Source organism: Arenibacter algicola (genome assembly GCF_000733925.1).
Classification (GTDB): Bacteria; Bacteroidota; Bacteroidia; order Flavobacteriales; family Flavobacteriaceae; genus Arenibacter; species Arenibacter algicola.
In genome coordinates this window covers 1,640,417-1,666,944 of sequence record NZ_JPOO01000003.1, presented here as the reverse complement: position 1 = coordinate 1,666,944, position 26,528 = coordinate 1,640,417, and the positions used below count along the sequence as shown (strand labels likewise).

20 protein-coding genes are annotated in these 26,528 nt (G+C 39.2%); 16 read left to right on the top strand and 4 right to left on the bottom strand.

Features of this window, described 5'->3' with window-relative positions:
• The first annotated feature begins 5 nt into the window (after positions 1-5).
• The 12 genes from ykgO to ctlX all read left to right on the top strand — a co-directional run bounded on the left by ykgO (position 6) and on the right by ctlX (position 11,028).
• A complete protein-coding gene (ykgO, locus tag U735_RS25360) occupies positions 6-122 on the top strand; it encodes a type B 50S ribosomal protein L36 (protein ID WP_013621733.1) in 117 nt (38 codons plus the stop codon).
• Positions 123-124: 2 nt separating this feature from the next.
• On the top strand, positions 125-499 hold the full coding sequence (gene rpsM / locus U735_RS0117650; protein WP_031445095.1) for a 30S ribosomal protein S13: 375 nt from the start codon (positions 125-127) through the stop codon (positions 497-499).
• A 13-nt stretch (positions 500-512) separates the two neighbouring features.
• Positions 513-905, top strand: a complete 393-nt coding sequence (rpsK, locus tag U735_RS0117645) for a 30S ribosomal protein S11 (protein WP_031445094.1) — start codon at positions 513-515, stop codon at positions 903-905.
• Between the two features lie 103 nt (positions 906-1,008).
• Positions 1,009-1,614 (top strand): 30S ribosomal protein S4, encoded by a 606-nt coding sequence (rpsD, locus tag U735_RS0117640; RefSeq protein WP_031445093.1) that lies wholly within the window; start codon positions 1,009-1,011, stop codon positions 1,612-1,614.
• Between the two features lie 19 nt (positions 1,615-1,633).
• Positions 1,634-2,626, top strand: a complete 993-nt coding sequence (locus tag U735_RS0117635) for a DNA-directed RNA polymerase subunit alpha (RefSeq protein ID WP_031445092.1) — start codon at positions 1,634-1,636, stop codon at positions 2,624-2,626.
• A gap of 57 nt (positions 2,627-2,683) precedes the next feature.
• The gene (rplQ, locus tag U735_RS0117630; RefSeq protein ID WP_031445091.1) at positions 2,684-3,241 is read left to right on the top strand and encodes a 50S ribosomal protein L17; all 558 of its coding nucleotides are present in this window, start codon (positions 2,684-2,686) and stop codon (positions 3,239-3,241) included.
• Between the two features lie 97 nt (positions 3,242-3,338).
• On the top strand, positions 3,339-4,451 hold the full coding sequence (gene carA, locus U735_RS0117625; protein WP_031445090.1) for a glutamine-hydrolyzing carbamoyl-phosphate synthase small subunit: 1,113 nt from the start codon (positions 3,339-3,341) through the stop codon (positions 4,449-4,451).
• Positions 4,452-4,571: 120 nt separating this feature from the next.
• Positions 4,572-5,864, top strand: coding sequence for a phosphopyruvate hydratase (eno, locus tag U735_RS0117620; protein WP_031445089.1), 1,293 nt, complete (start codon positions 4,572-4,574; stop codon positions 5,862-5,864).
• Positions 5,865-6,014: 150 nt separating this feature from the next.
• On the top strand, positions 6,015-7,556 hold the full coding sequence (locus U735_RS0117615) for a glycogen synthase (RefSeq protein ID WP_031445088.1): 1,542 nt from the start codon (positions 6,015-6,017) through the stop codon (positions 7,554-7,556).
• A gap of 126 nt (positions 7,557-7,682) precedes the next feature.
• A complete protein-coding gene (locus tag U735_RS0117610; protein WP_031445087.1) occupies positions 7,683-8,966 on the top strand; it encodes a citrate synthase in 1,284 nt (427 codons plus the stop codon).
• A 103-nt stretch (positions 8,967-9,069) separates the two neighbouring features.
• Positions 9,070-9,984, top strand: a complete 915-nt coding sequence (locus tag U735_RS0117605; RefSeq protein ID WP_031445086.1) for a dimethylarginine dimethylaminohydrolase family protein — start codon at positions 9,070-9,072, stop codon at positions 9,982-9,984.
• Positions 9,985-10,095: 111 nt separating this feature from the next.
• The gene (gene ctlX / locus U735_RS0117600; RefSeq protein WP_031445085.1) at positions 10,096-11,028 is read left to right on the top strand and encodes a citrulline utilization hydrolase CtlX; all 933 of its coding nucleotides are present in this window, start codon (positions 10,096-10,098) and stop codon (positions 11,026-11,028) included.
• A gap of 231 nt (positions 11,029-11,259) precedes the next feature.
• Here the strand turns inward: ctlX and U735_RS0117595 are convergent, their stop codons facing one another.
• Together U735_RS0117595 and U735_RS0117590 are read right to left on the bottom strand one after the other, a co-directional pair.
• Positions 11,260-12,708 carry a BCCT family transporter gene (locus U735_RS0117595; protein ID WP_262482714.1) on the bottom strand — a complete coding sequence of 483 codons (1,449 nt, stop codon included), beginning with the start codon at positions 12,706-12,708 and terminating at the stop codon, positions 11,260-11,262.
• Between the two features lie 340 nt (positions 12,709-13,048).
• Positions 13,049-13,474, bottom strand: coding sequence for a hypothetical protein (locus U735_RS0117590; RefSeq protein WP_031445083.1), 426 nt, complete (start codon positions 13,472-13,474; stop codon positions 13,049-13,051).
• Between the two features lie 163 nt (positions 13,475-13,637).
• Between U735_RS0117590 and argS the strand changes: the two genes are divergently transcribed.
• The 4 genes from argS (at position 13,638) to U735_RS0117570 (ending at position 22,738) form a co-directional block, all read left to right on the top strand.
• Positions 13,638-15,422 (top strand): arginine--tRNA ligase, encoded by a 1,785-nt coding sequence (gene argS, locus U735_RS0117585; RefSeq protein WP_031445082.1) that lies wholly within the window; start codon positions 13,638-13,640, stop codon positions 15,420-15,422.
• 195 nt (positions 15,423-15,617) lie between these two features.
• A complete protein-coding gene (locus U735_RS0117580; protein ID WP_069857886.1) occupies positions 15,618-17,903 on the top strand; it encodes a LamG domain-containing protein in 2,286 nt (761 codons plus the stop codon).
• Between the two features lie 144 nt (positions 17,904-18,047).
• Positions 18,048-19,316, top strand: a complete 1,269-nt coding sequence (locus tag U735_RS0117575) for a Gfo/Idh/MocA family oxidoreductase (RefSeq protein ID WP_031445080.1) — start codon at positions 18,048-18,050, stop codon at positions 19,314-19,316.
• Between the two features lie 20 nt (positions 19,317-19,336).
• Positions 19,337-22,738, top strand: a complete 3,402-nt coding sequence (locus tag U735_RS0117570; protein WP_031445079.1) for a DUF1080 domain-containing protein — start codon at positions 19,337-19,339, stop codon at positions 22,736-22,738.
• A gap of 140 nt (positions 22,739-22,878) precedes the next feature.
• Here U735_RS0117570 and U735_RS0117560 read toward each other — a convergent pair whose 3' ends face one another.
• Together U735_RS0117560 and U735_RS0117555 are read right to left on the bottom strand one after the other, a co-directional pair.
• Positions 22,879-25,443: a TonB-dependent receptor gene (locus U735_RS0117560; RefSeq protein ID WP_031445078.1), complete on the bottom strand. Its 2,565-nt coding sequence runs from the start codon at positions 25,441-25,443 to the stop codon at positions 22,879-22,881.
• Complete coding sequence (locus U735_RS0117555; protein WP_031445077.1) at positions 25,427-26,335, bottom strand: FecR family protein; 909 nt, start codon at positions 26,333-26,335, stop codon at positions 25,427-25,429. The genes U735_RS0117560 and U735_RS0117555 overlap by 17 nt, the downstream gene beginning before the upstream one ends.
• Positions 26,336-26,528 lie beyond the last annotated feature (193 nt).

The window sequence follows — 26,528 nt, the reverse complement described above, 5'->3', positions numbered from 1 at the left end:
ATAGGATGAAAGTTAGAGCATCAATAAAGAAAAGAAGTGCCGAGTGCAAGATTGTGCGTAGAAAAGGCAGATTGTACGTAATTAATAAAAAGAATCCTAGATTTAAACAAAGACAAGGGTAATTATGGCAAGAATTGCAGGTGTAGACATACCAAAACAGAAAAGAGGGGTAATAGCCCTAACCTATATCTTTGGTATAGGAAAAAGTAGGGCTAAGGAGATTTTATCTACTGCCCAAGTAAGTGAGGATACCAAAGTATCTGACTGGAACGATGATGAGATTGGTCGTATTCGTGAGGCAGTTTCTTCTTTGACTATTGAAGGGGAATTGCGTTCTGAAAACCAATTGAACATTAAGCGTTTAATGGATATAGGTTGTTATAGAGGTATTCGCCACAGATCTGGTCTGCCTTTAAGAGGTCAGCGTACCAAAAACAACTCTAGGACAAGAAAAGGTAAGAGGAAAACAGTTGCTAACAAGAAGAAGGCAACTAAATAATAATTAGGATATTATGGCAAAGGCAAATGCAAAAGCGGCAAAGAAGCGTAAAGTTATAGTAGAGTCTGTGGGCGAAGCCCATGTTACTGCTTCTTTTAATAATATTATTATTTCTTTAACCAACAAGAAGGGTGATGTAATTTCTTGGTCTTCAGCAGGTAAAATGGGTTTCAGGGGTTCTAAAAAGAACACTCCTTATGCAGCTCAAATAGCTTCTGAGGATTGTGCTAAAGTTGCTCATGAAGCTGGTTTAAGAAAAGTAAAGGTTTATGTAAAAGGACCGGGAAATGGTAGGGAATCTGCTATCCGTTCCATACATAACTCAGGAATTGAGGTTACAGAGATTATCGATGTAACTCCAATGCCGCACAATGGTTGTAGACCACCAAAAAGAAGAAGAGTATAATTAATAGTAATCAATTGCCCCAATGGGGTGTTTCAAGGAGATGTAGTTACGATTATCGAAGGATAAGCCTTAATTCATGATCACGTTTCCAAACTAAAAGAAAATGGCAAGATATACAGGACCAAAAACAAAGATCGCCCGTAAATTCGGTGAAGCGATTTTCGGAGATGATAAATCTTTTGAGAAAAGAAATTATCCTCCAGGACAACACGGTAATAACAGACGTCGTGGTAAAAAGTCTGAATATGCTATCCAGTTAATGGAAAAGCAAAAAGCAAAATACACTTACGGTATTTTGGAAAAACAATTCCGAAACATATTTGCAAAAGCAAATAGAAGCAAAGGAGTAACCGGTGAGGTATTACTTCAATTGTGTGAATCACGTCTAGATAACGTTGTTTACAGAATGGGTATTTCCCCTTCTAGAAGTGGAGCAAGACAATTGGTTTCACATAGACATATTACGGTAAACGGAGAGTTGGTTAACATTCCATCCTATACCTTGAAAGCTGGTGATGTTGTTGGTGTTAGGGAAAAATCAAAGTCTTTAAAAGCGATCGATGACGCTCTTTCTGCAAATAGCAGTGTGTACGAGTGGATCACTTGGAATTCAGAAAAAATGGAAGGTAATTTTGTTTCCGTTCCAGAAAGAATGCAAATTCCAGAGAATATCAAAGAACAATTAATAGTCGAGTTATACTCTAAATAAAAACAACACTGATCCAATTATGGCATTATTAAATTTTCAGAAGCCCGATAAAGTTATAATGATTGATTCCTCCGATTTCGAAGGTAAATTCGAATTTCGTCCATTGGAACCAGGTTATGGCTTAACTGTTGGGAACGCATTAAGAAGAGTTTTGCTTTCGTCCTTGGAAGGTTTTGCTATCACTTCTGTTAGAATTGATAAGGTGGAACATGAGTTCTCTGTAATTTCCGGTGTTGTGGAAGATGTTACCGAAATCATTCTAAATCTTAAACAAGTTCGTTTCAAAAGACAGATAGACGATGTTGATAGTGAGACAGTATCTATCTCTGTTAGCGGAAAGGAACAATTGACTGCAGGTGATTTTCAAAAATTTATTTCTGGTTACCAAGTATTGAACCCAGATTTAGTTATTTGTAACATGGATCCCAAGGTTAGCATTAATATGGAGATTACCATAGATAAGGGTAGGGGGTATGTGCCTGCTGAGGAAAATAAAAAATCCAATGCACCATTAGGTACCATAGCCGTAGATTCAATCTTTACTCCTATTAAAAATGTAAAGTACAGTATAGAAAACTTTCGTGTAGAGCAAAAGACCGATTATGAAAAATTGGTTTTTGAAATCGCAACCGATGGTTCAATTCACCCAAAAGAGGCATTGACCGAAGGAGCAAAGGTTCTAATACACCACTTTATGTTGTTCTCCGATGAGCGTATTACCTTAGAGGCAGACGAGATTGCACAGACGGAGACCTATGATGAGGAATCATTGCATATGCGTCAACTATTGAAAACCAAATTGGTTGATATGGATCTTTCTGTAAGAGCATTGAACTGTTTGAAAGCTGCGGAAGTTGATACACTTGGAGATCTGGTTTCTTTTAACAAGAACGATTTGATGAAGTTTAGAAACTTTGGTAAAAAATCCTTGACCGAATTGGAAGAATTGGTTATCAACAAAGGTTTGAGCTTTGGAATGGATTTGTCAAAATATAAATTGGATAAAGATTAATTGAACTTTCAAGGGAATTGGGAATACCAAGACTTAGAAAGACTATAGAAAAGAACAATGAGACACGGTAAGAAAGTTAATCATTTAGGAAGAAAGGCAGCCCATAGAAAATCTATGTTGGCAAACATGGCCTGTTCATTAATAGAGCACAAGAGAATTAATACAACTGTTGCAAAGGCAAAAGCTTTAAAGCAGTTTGTAGAGCCATTGATTACCAAATCAAAAACTGAGAATAATCAAACAGTTGAGAAGGGTACTCACAACAGACGTATTGTATTTAAAAGCCTTCGCGACAAGTATGCGGTTACCGAGCTTTTCAGTAGTGTTGCCGAAAAGGTAGCCGACAGACCAGGAGGATATACAAGAATTATCAAATTGGGTAATCGTCTTGGGGATAATGCTGACATGGCAATGATAGAGCTAGTAGATTTTAATGAAATCTACAATGCCGGCAAGCCTAAAAAGCAAAAGACTACAAGAAGGGGTAGAAGCAAAAAAGCAGACGATGCTACAGCTGTTGTTGAAGAAACGGCAAAGGCTGAAAGTGCAAAGGCTGAAGGACCAAAAGTAGAAGAGCCAAAGGCAGAAAAAAAAGCAGATGATGCTCAAGAGTAAAATTGTTATTAAATATTAATAATTGTAAAAGGATAAGCCTAAAAGCTTATCCTTTTTTTATGTTATTTTGCAAAACGAAAAATTGTAACGCCAAAAAATGAAGTATCAAACAAGAAAAAAAGCAATATTGTTGCTTGCCGATGGGACCATTTTTCACGGTAAGGCTGTAGGGAACAAGGAAGGAACTGCCTTTGGAGAGGCTTGTTTTAACACTGGAATGACCGGTTATCAGGAGATATTTACAGATCCATCCTACTTTGGACAGATCATGGTAACCACAAATGCCCATATAGGGAATTATGGGGCAAATGATGAAGAAGTTGAGTCTGATTCTGTGAAGATATCAGGTTTGGTTTGTAAAAATTTTAGTTACCATTATTCCAGGCCCGATGCCGACCTAAGTTTACAGGAATTTTTGGATAAAAATAATCTGTTGGCTATTTCCGACGTGGATACCAGGGCTTTGGTGGGGTACATTCGGGATAATGGCGCCATGAATGCGGTAATATCTACGGATGTGGATAATATTGAGGAATTAAAAAAGAAATTGGCAGAAGTGCCCAGTATGGAAGGTTTGGAGCTTTCTTCCAAAGTTTCTACCAAAGAAGCTTATTATTACGGAGATAAGGATGCAAAATATAAGGTATCTGCCCTGGATATAGGAATCAAGAAAAATATTCTTCGAAACTTGGCCAAAAGGGGTGCCTATATAAAGGTATTTCCGTACAACGCAACTTTTGAAGAAATGAGCTCTTGGAACCCTGATGGATATTTTATTTCCAATGGCCCAGGGGATCCGGATCCATTGCACGAGGCAATTGCATCTGCCAAGGAAATGATAAAATCCGATAAACCATTGTTCGGTATATGTTTAGGGCATCAGGTGTTGGCATTGGCCAATGGGGTTTCTACCTATAAAATGCACAATGGCCATAGGGGTATAAACCACCCGGTAATGAATTTGGTTACTGGTAAAGGGGAAATCACTTCCCAAAATCACGGATTTGCCATCAATAGGGAAGAGACCGAGGCCAATCCCAATTTGGAGATTACCCATCTTCACCTAAATGACAACACGGTTGCGGGAATTAAAATGAAAGATAAGAACGTATTTTCTGTTCAGTACCATCCAGAAGCAAGTCCAGGGCCGCATGATGCAGATTATCTGTTCGACCAATTTTTCGAAATGATCCAATCCACGGTAAACTAAAACGTTATAGTTTTATTTTATTGTTATCAAAGGGTCATTAAAGCCAATTATAGTGGGGTTAAAAGCGCTTCCTTTGCTATATTTGCATAATAATTTAACTAAAAAATAAAAGATAGACATATGAGTATCATCCTAAGTGTTCATGCACGACAAATTTTGGATTCAAGAGGTAATCCAACAGTAGAGGTAGACGTAATTACCGAAAATGGAGTAATGGGAAGGGCAGCAGTTCCTTCAGGAGCTTCTACAGGTGAGCATGAAGCGGTTGAGCTTCGTGATGGTGGAAAAACCTTCATGGGTAAAGGAGTAGGAAAGGCTGTCAACAACGTAAATACCGTTATTGCAGAGGAGATTCTGGGCATGTCCGTTTTTGAACAAAATTTGGTTGATCAAACCATGATAGATTTGGATGGTACGCCCAATAAATCAAAATTGGGAGCCAATGCCATTTTAGGTGTTTCCCTAGCAGTTGCCAAGGCAGCTGCCAATGAATTGGGATTGTCCTTGTTCAGGTATGTGGGTGGTGTTAGTGCCAATACCCTGCCTGTGCCAATGATGAATATTATCAATGGAGGTTCGCATTCTGATGCTCCCATTGCTTTTCAGGAATTTATGGTGATGCCTGTAAAGGCAAATAATTTTTCCCATGCCATGCAAATGGGGACCGAAATTTTCCATAACCTTAAGAAAGTTTTACACGATAGGGGTCTAAGTACAGCTGTTGGGGATGAAGGTGGATTTGCTCCAAATCTTGCAGGCGGTACAGAGGATGCCTTGGATACCATTGCAAAAGCGGTTGAAAAGGCAGGTTACAAATTGGGTGACGATGTAATGATAGCCTTGGATTGTGCGGCTGCAGAGTTTTATGTTAATGGAAAATATGATTATACCAAATTTGAAGGAGATAAGGGTGTAGTTAGAACTTCTGAGGAACAGGCTCAATATTTGGCCGACTTAAGTGCCAAGTATCCTATTATATCCATTGAGGATGGTATGGACGAGAACGATTGGAAAGGCTGGAAGGCTTTGACCGATAAAATTGGGGATAAGGTACAATTGGTAGGTGATGATTTGTTTGTTACCAATGTAGAGCGTTTGTCTAGAGGAATCAAAGAAGGTATTGCCAATTCCATCTTGATAAAGGTTAACCAGATAGGAACTCTAACGGAAACCATTGCAGCTGTTAATATGGCCAAAAATGCTGGATATACATCTGTTATGTCCCACCGTTCCGGAGAAACTGAGGATAACACCATTGCCGATTTGGCAGTTGCCTTAAATACGGGCCAGATTAAAACCGGTTCTGCTTCCAGGTCCGATAGGATGGCGAAATATAACCAATTGTTAAGAATAGAGGAAGAATTGGGGAGTACTGCATATTACCCAGGAGTACAAGCCTTCAAGATTAAATAATACAAAATTAAGTACTTAAAAAAAGCCATTCTATGTAGGATGGCTTTTTTTTTTAAATATCACGGAGGTTTGTTTACTTATCAGAAATAAATAATTATATTATCCTACTTTTATCAATATACCAATATAATTAACCAAATTCTAGATTAAATGAATAACTTTCTATTTGTTGCTGCTGAGAATGACGGTCTTCCAAAATGTAAGGCCGGAGGTATGGGTGATGTGGTTAGGGATGTTCCTCGGCAGATTTCTGAAAGGGGGGACATGGCACATGTAGTTGTACCCTCCTATTCAAGATTACATCAAAATGGAACCTTTATTACCAATCTAAACCTGAACCTACGGGGAATGGTCTATGTTGCAGAGCTTTACGAAGTAGCTCCTAAAAAGGAGTTTGCAAATTTACATCATTATGTAATACATCATCCTGAAATTACCGCAGGGGAAATAGGACATATATACCACGACGATCCGGAAGAAGCTTTTTATACGGATAATATTAAGTTCACCATTTTTTGTACGGCCGTGGCCGAAGCAATCAAGGTCGGGGCTTTTGGGGAGTTGGATATTGTTCATATGCACGATTGGCATTCCAGCCTGGTTTTGTTTTTAAAAACCTATCATCCGGAATATCAGGCTTTAAAGAAAATGCGCTATGTATATACCATTCATAATTTAGCCATTCAAGGTATACGTCCGTTTTATAATAATTACTCTTCACTGGGAAATTGGTTTCCGAATGTTCCGATAGATGAAAGGAAGTTGATGGACTACAGGTACCAGGATTGTATTAACCTTATGGCCGTTGGCATCCGGTTGGCAGATGCCGTACATACCGTTTCCCCTTCCTATAAGGAAGATGTGCTTAGGCCGAGCAATCCGCCCGAATTTATTGGAGGTGAAGGTTTGGAAAAAGATTTACAGGAGGCGAACAATCAAGGAAGGTTGTTCGGGATTCTTAATGGTTCAAATTATAAAAACATTCGCGCGGCCGAAAAGGGATTGTTGTACAGGAATATTGTTAAGGCGCTATTTAGGTGGCTACAGGAGGAATCCAAGAAATACAAGGCAGATTTTCTGGCACATACCGGTGAAAAGGTCATGGAGTATGTTACCGAGAAGCCCAAGTTCATAGTTTCAAGTGTGGCCCGTTTAACGGAACAAAAGTTTTATTTCTTTAAACGTTCCCCTGAAGCATTTGTTGAAATATTGAACCGACTTAAGAAAGTGGATGGAATTTTTATGCTCTTGGGTACTGGTGCCCCTGAGTATGAGGAACTATTTCGTCAATTGAGCTATGAACATAAAAACTTTATTTTCACCAATGGTCAATCGGAGGATTTGATCGATTCCATATATTTGGAGACCGACCTGTATTTTATGCCCAGTTTGTTTGAACCCTGTGGCATTAGCCAAATGTTGTCCATGCGTAACGGCAACCCCTGTCTAGTGCACAATACGGGAGGCTTACGGGATACTGTGGAGCATATGAAAACCGGATTTAGTTTTGATGGCAAGACCTATGATGATAAAATTAAAAATATGATCCTGGTACTAGACCAGGCTTTGGATGTTTTTGTAAATGACCAGCCAAAGTGGAAGGAGATTCAGGATAATGCCAAAAAGATGAGGTTCACTTGGGAAAAATCGGTAGATGATTACTACAAATATCTATATTCCATTAATCAATAGAATTACATTTATATCAGGTTTTTAAAATATTTCATTATTATTCTGTAAATAACAAAATCTTCAATTGTTAACCTTAGGTGTTTTTAGTATTTTTACGGACAATCGAATAAATCAGGAATTTAAGAAATGGCGAATAACGCAACATTAGAATACAAGGGAAAGAAATATGAATTCCCAGTTATAGAAGGTACCGAAAATGAGTTGGCTATAGATATTAAAACTATGAGGGCCGATTCAGGAATGATAACAATAGACCCAGGGTTTAAGAATACGGGCTCCTGCGAGAGTGCTATTACTTTTCTGGATGGTGAAAAGGGAGTTTTAAGGTATCGGGGATATTCTATTGAGGAATTGGCGGAAAAGGCCGATTTCTTGGAAGTAGCCTATTTGTTGATTTTTGGATCCTTGCCAAATCAAGAGCAATTGGATAAATTCCATCAGGATATAAAAGCTGAGTCACATGTAGATGAGGAGATGAAGAAGATCTTGGACGGTTTTCCAAAATCGGCACATCCAATGGGCGTACTTTCCAGTTTAACCAGTGCCCTGATTGCCTTTAATCCAACTTCAGTAAACGTGTCCTCAGAAAAGGAAATGTATTGGGCCATTGTTAGGATATTGGCTAAATTCCCTGTTTTGGTGGCATGGACTTTAAGAAAGAAAAAAGGTTTACCCTTGGATTATGGGGACGACTCTTTGGGTTATGTAGAGAATATTCATAAAATGATGTTCAAAAAGCCCAACCAGGAATACAAAAAGAATAAGATCGTCATAGAGGCTTTGGATAAATTATTGATCTTGCATGCAGATCACGAACAAAACTGTTCTACTTCTACCGTTCGTATTGTAGGATCTTCGCATGCGGGCTTATTTGCTTCTATTTCTGCGGGTATCTGTGCACTTTGGGGACCACTTCACGGAGGCGCCAATCAGGCGGTTTTGGAAATGCTGGAGGCTATTGAGGCCGATGGTGGGGATACTAAAAAATATATGGCCAAGGCCAAGGACAAGAGCGATCCTTTTCGTTTAATGGGCTTTGGGCATAGGGTATACAAGAATTTTGATCCCAGGGCAAAGATTATTAAGCAAGCTGCTGAGGAAGTATTGGGAGATCTTGGTATAGACGATCCAATTTTGGATATAGCCAAGGGCTTGGCCAAGGAGGCCTTGGAGGATAAATATTTTGTGGACAGAAAATTATATCCCAACGTAGATTTTTACTCAGGAATAATATATAGGGCATTGGGTATTCCTACCGAAATGTTTACCGTTATGTTTGCTTTGGGGCGCCTACCGGGCTGGATTGCCCAATGGAGGGAAATGAGATTGAAAAATGAGCCTATCGGTAGGCCAAGACAGGTATATATAGGAGAAACTAGCAGATCCTTTGTTCCTTTGGACAAGAGATAATAGATAGCAACAAATTATTTGTGACTGCCCTTTGTGTTAAATATACGAAGGGCAGTTTTTATTTATCATAATAAGTATTTCTATCTTTACCCAAAAAGCAGCCATGCTAAAGTTGAATGTACAGGATGAAACTTCACGGTTAAGATCGGTGGTTCTTGGAACTGCCAAGAGCTGTGGCCCCATTCCAAAACCTGAAGAGGCCTATGATCCCAAATCATTGGAACATATATTGGCCGGTACCTATCCAATAGAGGCGGATATGGTAAAGGAAATGGACGGTTTTGCACAAGTATTTGCCAAATACGATGTTCAAGTTTTTAGGCCTAGGGTCTTAAAGGATTGTAATCAAATATTTTCTAGGGATATTGCTTTTGTCATAGATAATAAGCTGGTGAAAGCGAATATTCTTCCCGATAGGGAAAAGGAATTTCAAGCTATTAAATATGTACTCAATAAAATAGATGAAGATCAGATAATCTACCCCCCAAAAGAGGTTCATGTGGAAGGAGGCGATGTTATGCCATGGGGAGAATATATTTTTATGGGTACTTATACGGGTGCGGACTACGCGGATTATATTACGGCCCGAACCAATAAAGAGGCAGTAGATTTTATTGCCAGCCAATTCCCCAATAAGAAGGTTAAGGCTTTTGAGCTTAGAAAGTCGAATACCAATGCCCGGGAAAATGCCCTGCATTTGGATTGTTGTTTTCAGCCAGTGGGGACAAATAAAGCCATTTTGCATAAGAATGGATTCCTAAGGGAAGAGGAGTATCAATGGCTGTTGGATTATTTTGGGAGCGACAATGTTTTTGAGATAAGCAAGGAGGAGATGTATAATATGGTGAGCAACGTATTTTCCATATCCCCGGATGTTGTGGTCTCCGAACGTAATTTTACCAGATTGAACAACTGGTTTCGGGAACACGGTTTTACGGTCGAGGAAATAGCTTATGCCGAGATAGCTAAACAGGAAGGTCTTTTAAGGTGTAGCACCTTGCCCTTGGTAAGGGACTAATATTTTTCTAATTTTTTCATAAGACCTGTACCTGGGAATAAATAAACTAATTTTGCACAAATTTAAAGCGGGAACGCTTATTAATACCCAATTTGAAAAGTGACTAATAAAATGCAAATTACCAATACCATTTTGATGGTGCGCCCTGTGAATTTTCGAATGAACGAGCAAACCGCAGTAAACAACTACTTTCAGGAGGACCTCGATTTAAAAAATCAGGAAATAAATGTAAAGGCACAGCAGGAGTTTGATGTTTTTGTTCTTGCATTAAGGGAAAAAGGGGTAAATGTTATAGTTGTAGATGATAAGAAGGATTTGGATACCCCAGATTCCATATTTCCCAATAATTGGGTTTCCTTCCATGCCGATGGAACAGTGGGACTTTATCCTATGTTTGCAGAGAATAGAAGAAATGAACGACGGGAAGATATTCTTGCCTTACTGGAGCAGAGGGGCTTTATTATAGAAAATGTAATGGATTATACCTCGGCAGAGGAAGAGGGTTATTTTTTGGAAGGCACCGGTAGCGTTGTGTTGGATAGGGTAAATGACAAGGCCTATTGTGCACTTTCGGACAGGGCGGACGAGGATTTATTTATAGAGTTTTGTGAGGATTTTGAATATACCCCTATCGTATTCACGGCCAATCAATCTGTGGCAGGCACCCGAAAACCTATTTATCATACCAATGTGATGATGTGCTTGGCCGAAACTTTTGCCGTTATCTGTCTGGATTCCATCGACGATAAAAAGGAAAAAAAGAATGTCGTGAACCATATAAAACAGGATGGTAAAGAGATTATAGCTATTACTGAAAAGCAAATGCACCATTTTGCAGGGAATATGTTACAAGTCTTGGGAATGGGAGAAAAACGATATTTGGTAATGAGCACGGCGGCATACAATAGTCTAAAACCGCAACAGATTCAATCTATAGAAAAGCATTGTGCCATTATCCATAGTACTTTGGATACCATTGAAACCTGTGGAGGTGGAAGTGCACGTTGCATGATGGCGGAGGTGTTTCTACCTAAAAATCAATAAATTTAAAAGTTTTTATTTTTTGTTGATCAAAGGATGATCCTTACGGTACCTCAATAACGTGAGTTCGATATGTATTTTATTTAAAATCAGTTGTTTATATGACATCTGTCCGGTCGAGCGGAGTCGAGACCTCATTGTAAATACATTACAGTAAAATAACCTCTCGACTCCGCTCGAGGGGACCGTAGCATTTATTATAACTTACATTAAATCAATGTATTGATAATATTTTTATGTCGAACTCACGTTCAATAGTTCTTTAAGAAATACCATGGCCATAAATACCATAAAAAAGGCAAATGGCAATGATGTGATAATCAGTAGCTTTTGGGCGGCAACCAATATATCTACCTCTGGTTTGGCATTGCCCAATAGAATTAGGGCAATCGTGGCCAAAAAGATAAACAATGACCAAATTAAGCGGTGCTTTTTGCTAGGGTCTTTTTTACCCCTGTCCGAAAACATACTCAGCACAAAAACAGCCGAGTCCACAGAGGTTACCAAAAAACCGATCAGTAGTAGTATGGTAGTTATATTTAGGAATGTAGAGAAGGGGTAGTTTTCAAAGAATACAAAAATTGAAGAAAACACTCCATTAAACTCGTTGTTATAGCTTCCCCATCCCTCAATAAGTTGGAAGGCCGAGGTGCCAAAAACTGAAAACCAAAAAAAAGTGCCCAAACTGGGGATGATCAGTACTCCCAATAACAACTGCCTTAGGCTACGCCCTTTGGAAATCCTTGCAATAAAAATCCCTGTAAAGGGAGCCCATGCCAACCAAAAGGCCCAATAGTAGAAAGTCCAATCGGTTAGAAAAGTTATCCCCGGGTCATAACTCCCATAAGCCAGGCTTAAAGGAATGAAGTCTAGGATATAATGTAGTGTGGCGGCTAAAAAATTGCCCAATATCTTAAGAATATCACTTTGGAAAAATGTAAAAAACAGTACGGCCAAGGTAATAAGGATATTGATTTTTGAGAGTACCTGAATACCTTTGTCAACTCCTTTCCATGCAGAATAAAAAGCCAATGCCGAAATAAGCGTGGTTAGGAATAAGGTAGTGATCAGGCCTAAATTGGAGGAAGTAATGTGGATCAGGCCGCCATTAATTTGGGTTGTCCCCAGGCCTATAGCTGCAATCAAGCCAAAAACCGTGGTCATAATAGTTAGGACATCAATACCTGTTCTAGCCGTCTTATTGTGCAATATGTCCTCAATAGTTGAGCTGATCAGTACTTTTTTCTTTCTAACAAATAGATAATAACCTATGGTCATGGCAAAGAGTCCATAAAATGCCCAGGCCGTAAACCCCCATTGGTAAAAGGTGAATTCCAAGGCAAGGATATCTAACGGTAAATCTGAAAGGTAGGGAGGATTCTGCTGCATGAAAACAGGTTCCTGTACTGCCCGAAGCAAAATCCCAGCTCCCATTCCTGCACTATAAAGCATTGCTGTCCATGCCCAAATGGTAAACTCGGGCTTTTCATTTTTTGCGCCCAGCTTTATTTTTCCCAAAGGGGATAATGCTATGGCCAACAAAAAAAGCACACATCCCAGTCCAAGGTACAAATAGAAATGCCCAAAATAGTTCCTGACCCAAATGGAGGCCATTTCAATGGCTTCATAGGTTTCCTCGGTGGCGATAAAAACAATCAATGTTGATATCAAAAGGATTCCGATGGAAACGGAAAGTAATGGATTTTTACGATAAGAATTAAATATTTTGATAATAGCGGTTTTATAATAATGTGAGTTCGTCTAGAATGAAATTCGTATAATTGATTATCCGTTAATATAGGTAAATGTTTCTGTCTCTTCGAGTCTGCCTTGTGGGCAGACAGCTGCAGTCGAGAGGTTTTTGGCAATTATATTTTTAAATTGAGGTCTCGACTCCGCTACCGGACAATTTTTTCTAATCAATTCATTGGCCGTAAAAAAGTAATCTAAATAAAATTAATATAGGGTAACAAAAAGCTCTATAGTTTTATGGGGTGGCTTTAGGTATTTATAACATAACGTATTACAGGTCCTCTATATTGGTTGGGGCATTGTCCGCCCTGTATCCCAATAATTTTGTAAAAAACTTCTGTATGGCCTTGGTGTCCGATTTTATTTTGATAAAATATTGGTCCCTGTATATGGTATTTAGGCCTAGATCGGTCTTGTATAGGGTAAACTTGTAATATGGAATAATAAGTCCAAAGGTTTCCAATAGGGATCTAAAGCGGATAATGATCCCTTTTGGCCGCAATTCAATATTGCAGGTGTTGGTATTATTGTCCAAGATCAATAAATTTTTAATTTCTATACTACTGTCAACAATGTATAATTTGGGAGATCCAATTCCGTCCAAGGCAAAGCGTTCCTTTAAGGTAAAGGGCTTGCCTACCTCTTCATCTATTTTTCTTGTAATTTCTTTATTGTTATAGGAAACGTTCAGTAACATAAAATTTATGGATATCCGGATTATATCATCATCTTAAGGCACTTTAAAGCGCAAAGGAATATAAAGTTAAAAAAAATCTGCCTTCTTTGTGGTCTAGTTATCCGTAACAATAAGGGGAAAGAATAAAAATTGCTTAATTTTGCAGCCGTAAACGCCGAAATTAATGAACATTCAAGAAGTCCTTACCCAAAAGGTAAAAGAAGCCGTTACCTCTATTTTTAAAGTTGAATTGCCAACGGTAGAATTTCAACCTACTCGAAAAGATTTTGCTGGCGATATTACTGCGGTTATTTTTCCCATGTTGCGATTTGTAAAGGGAAATCCGGTACAGATTGGTGAGCAAATAGGGCAGTTCCTTAAGGATGAAGTGGAAGAGGTGACCGATTTCAATGTGGTCAAAGGATTTTTGAATATTACCATTAGCAATGAATATTACCTTGATTTTTTTGAAGGAATAAGGAATCTGCAAGATTTTGGTTTTGTTTCCCAAAGTTCCAAGGAAGCCATAATGGTGGAATATTCGTCACCCAATACGAATAAACCACTGCATTTGGGCCATGTCCGAAATAATTTATTGGGCTATTCCGTAGCAGAAATACTAAAGGCTTCGGGGAAGAAGGTCTATAAGACCCAGATTATTAACGACAGGGGGATACACATTTGTAAAAGTATGCTTGCCTGGCAGCGTTTTGGCAATGGGGAAACCCCGGAGAGTACGGGGCTTAAGGGTGATAAATTAGTGGGAAACTATTACGTGGCTTTTGATAAGGCCTATAAGGCCGAAATTGCTACTATGATTTCCAATGGAATAGATGAAAAAGTAGCAGAAAAAGAGGCGCCCATCTTGTTGGAAGCTCAGGAAATGCTTAGAAAATGGGAGGCCGGCGATGAGGAGGTGGTAGAACTATGGAAGACTATGAACCAATGGGTTTATGACGGTTTTGAAATTACCTACAAAAACATGGGGGTCGACTTTGATCAACTCTATTACGAAAGCAATACCTATTTGTTGGGAAAGGACTTTGTGGAGGACGGATTGCAAAGGGGGGTCTTTTATAAAAAGGAAGATGGAAGCGTGTGGATAGACCTAACGGATGAAGGTCTTGATGAAAAGATTGTACTCCGTTCAGATGGTACTGCAGTGTATATGACCCAGGATATTGGCACGGCAATACAAAGGGTAAAGGATAATCCTGATGTTAAGGGCATGGTCTACACCGTTGGCAATGAACAGGATTACCACTTTAAGGTGTTGTTCCTTATATTACAGAAGTTGGGCTTTGGTTGGGCTGAAAAGCTATATCACTTAAGTTATGGAATGGTGGATCTGCCCAGTGGGAAAATGAAGAGTAGGGAAGGTACCGTAGTGGATGCCGATGAATTAATGGCTGAGATGACCCAAACTGCAGCTGATATTTCTGAGGAATTGGGCAAGCTGGAAGATTACTCCAAAGAAGAGAAACAAGAGCTGTATAAAATTATAGGACTTGGAGCCTTAAAGTATTACATTCTTAAGGTGGATCCAAAAAAGAGAATTTTGTTCAATCCGGAGGAATCCGTGGATTTTCAAGGAAATACTGGGCCTTTTATTCAGTATACTTATGCTAGGATCCAATCTATATTAAGAAAGGCCGAAGAATTGGAGCAGGACCTGAACAGTTCTCAAAATTTGACAGATTTACATGAAAAGGAGAAAGAGTTGCTAAAACAATTGCAGCTGTTTCCAGAAACTATCCAATTGGCGGCCGATAATTATAGTCCGGCGTTAATTGCCAATTACACATATGATTTGGTTAAGGAATTCAATTCCTTTTATCAAAATGTTTCCATATTGGGGGAGCAGGATCAGAACAAAAAAATATTCAGGGTTCAATTGGCAAAAAAGGTTGGCGAAGTTATAAAATTGGCCTTTGGACTTTTGGGAATACAGGTGCCAGACAGGATGTAGGCAAATCTTGGCCTTTCTTAGGGATAGCATTTCTAGGTGTTAAAAGTTAATTGTTCGGTGCAGATATACTTCGGATAATTTCTGCGGGCGAAATTTTATTTATTCTTAGTAAATTGCGTAGTTGATAGAAATGCCCTCTGCGGGATTATTAGGTATATATTGCTAAGAAGAATTCCATTTTCTAAATTTTGTTTGTTGTTTTTGCTTCTATTGTTGAAAGTGGGAACCGCGCAGGAATATCGACTGCTTTCTGAAGAGGATAAATGGGATATACGTCTGCGTTCCCATATTTTGATCGATATTGATCAAATTACAAATAATAATTTAGCTAGTCTTCTTAATGCTAAAACTCCCATAGCCCTCTATATCTCGGATTATCAGGAAAAATACGATTCGCTATTGGAGCAGTTAGTGGCAAAAAATGATTCGCTCATCTTGGTGACCGATAATATTTTTGGCAGAGACTTTTTATCGCAATCCTGGGTCCCACAGATTCCTGTACAAAAGATAGAGACAATTCCTTTGGATTCCTTGCCAAACGGCCTGCTTGCCCCCAAATTTGGGACCAACAAGGAACTGGGGGCTGTGAGGGTGTTGGATAAGGAATTATTAAATGACAGTGTTTTTGTAAATATTTGGAGGCTTTCCGGAAAAATTCCCAATTTCATTCAAATTGATCCCGAGTTGTTCCCTAAGGCAGATAGCCTTGTCTTAAACCTAAATAAGAAAAGCAGGGTGTTTGGTGCTGTGAGGTCCAAATCTGGTTTGTTGAACGGGGTAAGCTTCAAAAACCATAGAAACCTTATCGTCAATGGGTATTTTAGCCTTCCCATAGATCCAACGGAAAGCCTGCCAGTATTTATTCCGCACAGGGCCGGTTATTATTTCTCTCCCGATATTATTTATACTACCCCGGAAAATAGAGGTAATCTTAAAGAGTTTATTGGCTTTCCCTTAGATTTTGAATACGGTCTAACAGATCACTTTTCTTTTGGTACTACCATTAAAAATGCGGTTAGAAAAAATGATAAGGAACTTATCGTTAATAATGTGAAGATTCAAGAAGATGAGGTGCATGGAAAGGTGGGCTATTTTGATAAGGGGGCTTATGTAGATGCCGGATTGGATAGTAGAACGGCCTTGGAGGGAAGTTTTACCATCTCGGCATGGGTTAGGCCCACCGTCCTAACAAGTAACAACAGTATACTGGGAAAAGGGGATAATTTTGTTTTAAAGTTGCACGAAGGATTGTTGACTTTTACCATGGCCGATATTAAGGACTATATATCCCAAACATCCCCGGTGCCATTAAATGAATGGACCCATGTGGCTTTGGTGCATTCCAAAGTGAACGACGAACTTTTGTTTTTTGTGAATGGGAAACAGACAGATAAGATCAAGCTAATCGAGGATTATGATACGTCCGACTATAATATTGTTATAGGAAGTAATCTATGGCAAGAATTTTTTATCGGATATCTTACAAATATTAAAATATGGAAACGTGAACTTAATGCTCTTGAAATTGCCAAGGAATACCAAAAAATAGAAGTGAACGATACGGTTGTATCATCACTTTATATAAAAATAGGACTAGCCATTGCTGTATTTTTACTTATTTTTCTGGTGCTTAAGTTTTGGAAAAAAGGAGTAATCAGGGCAAAGTTTTTACCAGTACCGGAAGAACCGGTAAAAAAGTTTCCTAACAGGGATCATAGGAGTTTAATTAAGGCAGCTGAAAAAATACTTTGCTTTGGGTCATTGCGTATCATTAATTCTGAAGGTGTTGATATTGCCAAAAAATTGTCCCCCAAGTTAAAACAGCTATTTGTTATTGTCTTGTTGCACAGCATTGGTGAAAAGGATGGAATTAGCACCAAAAAACTTACCGAGGCACTTTGGCCAGGCATGAGCCCAAAGAATGCAAAAAATACGAGAGGGACCAATATACAGAACCTTAGGGCTATTTTGTCCGAGACCAAGGAAATGAATTTGACCTTTCGGGACAAAAGTTGGTATCTTGAAATCGGAGAAAATTGTTTTTGTGATTATCTGGAAGTTCTGAATTATTTGAAAGACTTGGGTAGTGGTGGTGTAACGGTTGTTTATTTGGAAGAACAATTGCCCCAATTGTTCTCTATATTAAAGGCAGAAAGATTTTTCATGAATATGAGCGATTCATGGTTGGATCCCATTGTTGAAAATATGAGCAATAGAATCATAGAATTCTGTTATGATATATCAAAAATACTGGACTTGGATAGGCATAGCGTTTTAATGTACGACTTGGCATCTGTAATGTATATCTATGATGATTTAAATGAGCATGCGCTGCAGATTAAATTACAAATTCTGATTAGGCAGGGAAAATTAAGTTTGGCACATAAGGCCTACGACAATTTTGCCAAGCTCTATAAAAAAATTTATGGTGAGATTTATACCGTTAAATTTGAGGATATGGTGGTAAGTAATCCCCTGTAGAATCCAACACAATTTGAAAATATTTATATAATTCACTTTTTTTCAATTTTATTACCCCAAACATTACCCCTTTTTTTACGCATTACAGTTTTACTTTGTGGGTTTAAATATTGAAACTTCAAATAATTAATAGAATAAGTATAGATGGAGAAAAAATCAACCAGCCGTAGGGATTTTGTAAGAAAGTCGCTAGTGGCAGCTGCAGGAATCAGTATTATTCCAAGACATGTCATGGGAGGGACGAATTTTATTCCGCCTAGCGATCAATTGACCAAGGCCGTAATAGGTGTTGGGGGCATGGGTCAAGGACATTTGGATTATGAAGGAACTAGACTTCTAGCTATTTGTGATGCTGATGCCAATCATTTATCCAGTACCCTTCAAAAAGTGGGAAGCGGTGTACAGGGATATCGCGACTTTAGGGAAGTTTTGCAGCGACCTGATGTGGATATCGTACATATAGCCACCCCACCACATTGGCATGGTCTTATGTCTATTATGGCGGCGGAAGCGGGAAAGGATGTTTGGTGCGAAAAGCCAATGACAAGGACTATAGGTGAAGGTAAGAGAGTAGTGGAGGCCATGCAGCAGCATGGGAAAATGTTCCGCTTAAATACTTGGTTCCGTTTTAAGGATAATTTTTACGGGATGGGTACTCCGGTAAAGAAATTGAAAAAGGTAGTGGATAGTGGTGCCTTGGGATGGCCGCTAAAAGTGACCATTAGCGGGGTTACTGGATTTAATTGGAAATTCTATTGGGTTGGTAAGGAAAATTTAGCACCTCAGCCCGTGCCAGCAGAGTTGGATTATAATATGTGGTTAGGGCCCGCCCCGGAAAAGCCTTATCATCCACATAGGGTACACGGTACCTTTAGGGGATATTGGGACTACGATGGTGGTGGATTGGGCGATATGGGACAGCATTATATTGATCCTGTACAATACTTTTTAGGTAAAGACAACACCAGTCCTATTAAGGTTGAAGTGGACGCGCCAGAGCAGCACTATGATGCCATTGGTACCTGGAGAAGGATTACCTATACTTATGCCGATGGTTGTCAAATAATCTTGGATGGTGAAAACAGGGATAAGGATGCCGCCTATATTGAAGGGCCAAATGGAAAAATATATAACGGATTTAAATCTACCATCCCCAATATTGAGGGCTTGATCAATAGTATACCGGATCCTGAGGAGCAGATTACCGTATTCTCGGAATCGGTAAAAACCAGACAGAAATTTGCCCTTAACGAGGAGAACGGCCACCGTTCGGCCACCGTTGTGAACATGGGTATTATTGCCTTGAGATTGGGGCGTACATTGGAGTTTGATCCGGTAAAACAGGAGTTTATCAATGATGAGGAAGCCAATAGATTAATAGATCAACCAATGAGGTCCTCCTGGGCTTATTAACCAAATACTAGAAATATAAAATGAATACATTATATAAAAACATAGGTGTGCTAATGCTGTTTATGGGTACACTTGCCATTAGTGGACAGGACAATAGAACCTTGGATACCAAGGTGGCCGATATTTTGATGCAATTGCCAACAGAGGACCTGGATCATTCTGATCGTTTAATGCAGGAAATAATCGACTTGGGTGAGGATGGGATCCTAAAAATTACGGATAAGCTTGTTCCGTTGGGAACTGGGGATGATACAAAAGCCAGATATGCCATACAAAGTGTGGCTATATATAATGGCGGGGAAGAAGCCAAAATTCAGAACGGTGTAGTTGAAAATGCCTTGCTGAATGCACTGGGGTCGGCCTCCAACAATGAGGTAAAGACCTTTTTAATGGATCGACTCATTTATGTTGGAACAGATGTAAGCGTTCCGGCATTAAGCAAGTATCTTTCCATTGACGACCTGTTTAAGCCTGCCTTGGCGGCTTTAACGGCTATTGGTACAACAGATGCTTCCTTGGCTATTCTAGAGGCTACCGAGGTTGGGGATGTAAATAAACAAGCTGCTTTTATCGAGGCTTTGGGAGCCTTGCAATTTGCTCCGGCAGAAGAAGTTTTAAAGGCCAAGGTCAATTCATCCTCAAAAATCGTTCAGCAGAGAGCCTTGATGGCATTGGCCGAAATAGGAAGTCCAACTTCCTATGAGGTATTGGAAAAGGCTGTTGCGAGCTCCAATTACCAATTGGATGGGACCAAAAGTATTATTGCTTTTATCCACTATGGTAATAAACTGCAAGAGCAAGGTGATAAAGGCTTGAGTAACACCGTGGCCTACGCTCTGCTTAAAAATTGCAAGTTGGACAACCAGTTGCATTATCGATCTGCAGGAATACATATATTGAGTGCCAATGAAGGCACTGCCTTTACCAAGACATTGTTAAAGGAATCCAAGAACAGCAATAAGAATTACGTTGGTGCCGTATTGGATGCCGCCGGTTCCGAACTTTCTTCTACTGAGGTTGCATTATGGGTTAAACAATATAAGAAGTCTTCTGCGGTAATTAAGCCGCTTATAATTAGAATGCTTAGTAAAAGTAATGAAAAGGTTGTTTTTGATAAGGTTATTTTAAACGCGGTAGAGGACAAGGATGTTTCTGTACGCGAGGCCGGAATAAAATCTTTATCCTATCAAGATAAGAACAAGGCCTTGCCGGTACTGTTCAAAAGTTTAAAATTGGCGACTACCCCTGAGGAATATAGTGCAGTTGAGGAAACTTTGTTGAGATTGTGCAATGCCAAGGATAGTGGTTTATTGGCCGGCCAGCTTCCCAATGTAAATGAGGCGGGAAAGGAAGTATTGGTAAATGTCTTGGCCGCCAGGAATGCCACGGACCAATTTGATACACTAGTGGGAAATGTAGGTTCAGGAATTGAAAATGTTACTGCCGCGGTCTACAAGGCGTTGCCGTCTATTTCATCGGACAAGGATTTTTCAACCTTAATAAGCCTTTTGAACAAGACAGATAAATCGGAGAACATAAAAAATGCACAGCTGGCCATATTAAACATCCTAGATGGAAGTAATGGTAAATATGCGGATACAGTTTTCAAGGAGTATAATTCGGCTTCGGATAAGTCCAAATTATTGCCGGTATTGGCTTCATTAAGTACCCAAGAGGCGTTGGAGTTGGTTTCCCAAAGGCTTTCTATAGGTAATGATAGCGAGAAAATGATTGCTTTGGATGCACTGTCCAATTGGAAGAACAATGATGCTTTGCCATATTTATTTAAGACGGCCACAACTAGCACTGATGATGCTATTAGAAAAAATGCTTTTGACAACTATCTTTCCAAAGTAAGAAAATCGGATTATCCAGATGATCAGAAGTTGTTGTTGGTAAGGAAATTAATGCCAGAGGCCAAAACCCTTGCTGAAAAGAAGCAAGTGTTATCTGCGGCAAGGAATGTAAAAACCTTTCTTTCCTTAATTTTTGTTTCTGAATATTTAAATGACGAAGAATTGTTGACCACCGCTTCCAACGCAGCTATTGCCATAGCTCTCCCAACACCAGGAGTGCAAGATGGCTTAAGCGGTGAAGTGGTTAGGGATATTGTATCTAGAAGCGTGGACAACCTTACCGGCCCGGATAGTCAGTATATAAAAATTGATGTGAAGGAGTTTTTGGATAAAATGCCTTCGGATAAGGGTTTTGTGTCCATCTTTAATGGAAAGGACTTTACAGGATGGGAAGGCTTGGTTCAAAACCCAATAGCGCGTTCCAAAATGTCAGCAAGAAAATTGGCGGCCGAACAGGCCAAGGCCAATGAGCAAATGATGAAGGATTGGTATATAGAAAACGGTGTTATCGGTTTTAAAGGGGAAGGGTATAATAATATCTGTACAGTAAAGGACTATGGCGATTTTGAAATGCTGGTTGATTGGAAGATTACCAATGGTGGTGACAGCGGTATTTATTTGAGGGGTACACCCCAGGTTCAAATATGGGACATTGCCAGAGTAGATGCTGGTGCCCAAGTGGGTTCAGGCGGATTGTACAACAATCAGAAGCATGAGAGCAAGCCGCTACAAGTGGCGGATAACCCTATTGATGAATGGAATACCTTTAGAATTAAAATGGTGGGTGAACGCGTTACTGTACACTTAAATGGAGTTTTGGTAACGGACAATGTAGTTTTGGAAAACTACTGGGATCGCAAACAGGCCATTTTTGCCAAAGAGGCCATTGAGCTGCAGGCCCATGGAGAAGATCTAGGTTTTAGAAATATCTATGTAAGGGAAATTGGTTCTGGCGATGAACAGTTGACGGAAGAGGAAAAGAAGGAGGGTTTTAAATCCCTGTTGAATGGAAAGGATCTTGATCATTGGGTAGGAAATAAGACCGACTATGTCATGGAAAACAATGAGCTACTGGTAAGACCTAAAAGAGGTGGACATGGTAACTTGTTTACAGCTGAGGAATATTCGGATTTCATTTTTAGATTCGATTTTAAATTGACACCTGGCGCCAATAATGGTTTGGGCATCCATGCTCCATTGGACGGAGATGCCGCCTATGAGGGTAAAGAATTGCAGATTTTGGACGATACGGCAGAAATATATGCCAATCTACAACCTTACCAGTACCATGGGTCCGTATACGGAATTATTGCAGCCAAAAGAGGTGCTCTGAACCCGGTAGGGGAGTGGAATTCACAAGAGGTAATCGTCAAGGGGAATCACATTAAAATTACCTTAAATGGAACTGTAATTGTGGATGGAGACTGGAAGGAAGCGTCCAAGAACGGGACAGCCGACCATAAGGAACACCCAGGCCTGGAAAGGAATACAGGTCATATTGGTTTCTTGGGACATGGTGCCGAACTGGCCTTCAGGAATATTAGAATTAAAGACTTGAGCAAGTAATTTGATTGATTATTTATTTATATGCCGGGAGTTTTGGATAGGTTCTATCACAAAGCTCCCGGCTTTTTTTTGCATATAACCAAAGCCATTATTTTTATGTGAGCTAGTTGACGTTTATAGCGAAAATAGCTTGAGATCCACTAAAAGCTCATTCGGAAACTAAAGTTGGGGGTAATGCCAAGTGAGAGCCGCTCCACTGTTTCAATTTCGTTTTGGTCGTTTATCCTGTAATAGGTATTCAAAATATTCTTTTTGTTCAATATATTCAATACCGAAGCTCCGACCGAGGATTTTATTCCTTGGCTTATTTTGAAGTTGTAGATAAAGGAGGCGTCAGCCCTTAGGTAAGCAGGTAGTCTACTGCTGTTGGGTTCCTCGTAGTTGATTTGGTTGGGGAAAACATTCAGGATTATAGAATTGTTGCCCTCTTGTGGCTTGGTATACGGTCTTCCGGTATGATAATTGGCGCCAAGCCCCATTCTAAAGCTCTTATATGTATAGGTACCTGCAAAGGTTATGGTGTGCCTAATGTCCAAATTATTGGGGAACTGGTTGGGCGTTATATTCTCAAAAGTGTAATTATTGGTGTTATAGGCGTAACTTAGCCATGTGCTATAGGTTGCTGTTTTTTTGTTGATCAAGAATTCGATTCCAGATACATCATATTTGCCAATTTCACCACTAAATTGATTTTGGTTTTGAAATCCCTGTGTAGCTGTACTTATACCGTCCACCTTTTTATAGAATCCTTCCACACCTACATAAAGTGTATTTTTATCATAGTTTAGCCCAAGCGAAATTTGTTTACTTTTTGTAATAGGCAATATTTCGTTGTCCGAAAGGATCCATCGCCTTTTCTCTATACCCAGAAAATTTTGTTCCAGATCGATGATTTGGTTGGTGGTCTGACTTTTAAATTCTCCCAGCAATTCGGTCTTAAGTCCTTCGGTTAAGGCGTAATTTATGTTTAATCTAGGTTCTAGAATAATTTCATCAAAAGTTTTAAAGGTCTTAAGGTTTTTAATGTAATTCAACCTAAGTCCGCCTCTGGCATTGAATTTTTCATTTTTCGATCTATAATCCAGTTCGGAAAATAGGGAATGGGTCATTATAACCCCTTTTATATTGCTTTTGTATGCGGGCTGGGTAACTTGTGTAAAGTTGGTTATACCAACTTCGTTCAATTGGTATCCATTTAGCCAATTAAGGTTATTGTCCAATTTGTAATTTGTATTCAGTTTTAGTGCTTTTTCCAAAACTTGGTTATTCTGGAAAAGCTGCTGGGATTCCGATGGAATGTTTTCCGAGTCTAGGTTATAACGTGTATAGTAAAGATTTAAATGGGTGCTCCATCTAGGCGTCCATTTACTTTCCAGGCTTCCCCCAAAGGAAAGATTGGTCTGGTCCAATAAACTTCTGGCAGTGCCATCCTCAGTTTTTTCAGTGTATTTAAGGTGATTGTTGGTATTGATAAAACTTAATCTGGCCTTTTGATTTTCATTGATGTCGTAAAGCAGTTTGCCCGTAAAATCATAGAAATAAAAATCCTCGTCCCTTACTATGTTTTCGGGATTGGAGGAGTTGTTATTTTCCTTGACCTCGCTGTCCTGAAACACTTTATCAAAAAACCGATTGTAGGTTGGGGTATTTATAAAATCTGTGGTAGATCGCCTTCCCGAAAATTGAACGGAAACTTTCTCGGATAGTGGTAACTGTCCAAAAACATCGCCACTTAATAAATTAAATCCGGCCCCTCCCACGAACGAATCGCTGATCTTGTTTCTGGTCTTTATATTTATTACGCTGCTCACTCCATCTCCATATTGTACACTGGTCCCATTTTTTATGATGTTCACATTTTCGATCAAATATGGATTAAAAGCGGAAATCAATCCAAAAAAATGTCCTGAGTGGTACATTTTAATACCATCCCACAGCACTAGATTTTGGTCGTTGGTGCCTCCCCTTACATTAATATCTGACACGGTCTCGTCTACGCTCTTAATGCCGGGCAATGCCTGTATGGTCTGTAGTACATCGGGTTCTATAAGGCCGGGCAAAATTCCGAATTTATCCGTATTGAGTTCAATGCTGGCATCGGGTTCTTTGGTGATACCAGTGGTAAGAAATTGATAAACAACAACCTCTTCCAATTCTTGGTAATTAGGAGACAATAAAATAGTCTTACAGGGGTTGCTGCCAGCCAGTTCTTCCGCACTCAAATATTTGGTCTTAAACCCAAGGTGTTTTATCGCGATATTGGCATTTCTGGGTACCTCCTTTATATTGAACTGTCCTTCCAGGTCGGTAATTTGGGATATATTACTGCCCAAAACCTCCACGGTGGCATTCATGATGGTACTGTTCTCAAAATTGTCGACCACATTGGCGCAGATATCCACGAACTTACTTTTGGAAATGGCAAAATAGCGGTCATTTAGTTTAGTAATGTCCAGCAGGGTCTGTTTGCGCAGCTCTTCCAGTATTTGGGGTAGCGAAACGGTGTCCGGAATAGAAAACTGTAACTGCCCCAGGTCCTGGTCCACATAGGAGAACTTAATGTTGTACTCCTGTTCCAGTTTTTCCAAATAGCTAATTAAATTTACTTTTTGAGCACCATTTTCTTGTGCCCAATTGGAATAGGGAACTAGTAGAAGTAAATATAGGGCAATAAGAAATACAATGTATTTATGGTGTTTCAGCATAGAATAGCACTTTATTCCCCTCTAATTTAAATTTGATCTGAGAAGGAGTACTTATACTTTGCAACGCTAATTCCTTGTCGGTATTGCTAAAGGATCCTGTAAATAATTGATTGGTATCAATATTTTCGATAGTGACCTCAATATTAAATTGTCTTTGAAATTCATCCAAAACATATTTCAAAGGAATACTCTTAAAGCTACTTTCGTTCCTAATCCAGGATGGTTCCTTTGTGTTTGGTATTGCCAAAGCCTGTAATTCTCCATTGATAACTACCAAAGAATTACCGGCGGGAAGTTTAATTTCTTCCTTGTTGTAGAGAACACTTACCAAACCTTCATAACAGGCTACTTCAAAATAGCCCTTTCTGTTTTCTACATTAAATTGAGTACCCAAGACAGTTACGGTTCCATTATCTGTAGTTACGGTAAAACGCTTCCCTTTTGCTACTTTAAAAAACGCTTCCCCATCTAGCACTATATCTCTTTTTTTATCCCAATTCTTTTTGCTGTATGAAATTTGGGATTCCGCATTTAGCTTTACCTCGGATGCATCCGGAAGTACTATTTCAGCCCTTTCTGCATATTGCGTACTTATTTCTTCATTTAAACTGTTATGGTACAAAAATGAAGCAACAAAAATTATGGCTATTGCTGCAGCAATGCCCAAGTATTTCTTATAAGGGTTAAGTTTAATTACCTTGTTATTAGTGGTAGCCTTGTGTTTGTTAAGGTTTTCCCAAGCCTTGGCCATGTCAAAATCAGGGCCTGCCAAATTATTGGTGGCTTCCCGTAATTTTAAATACGAGGCATACTCTTTGGTCTCCTTAAATTTAGCCAACTCCTCTTCCGTGAGTTCGTTGTTGAGCCATTTTGCCAAATAATTTTCTTGCATGGTTTCTAGCTTTATATAGGTATAACAATCAAAAACGAAAATACCCTACTTTTAAATTAATAATTATTATAAGTATTGGGATGTTAGTATTGAGTATTGGGATTGGAACCATAGAATAAAATGAAAACTTTATATCCTTAAATAACATAAAATATAGTTTCCAAACCGCTAACTGGGTTTAATCTTAATCACA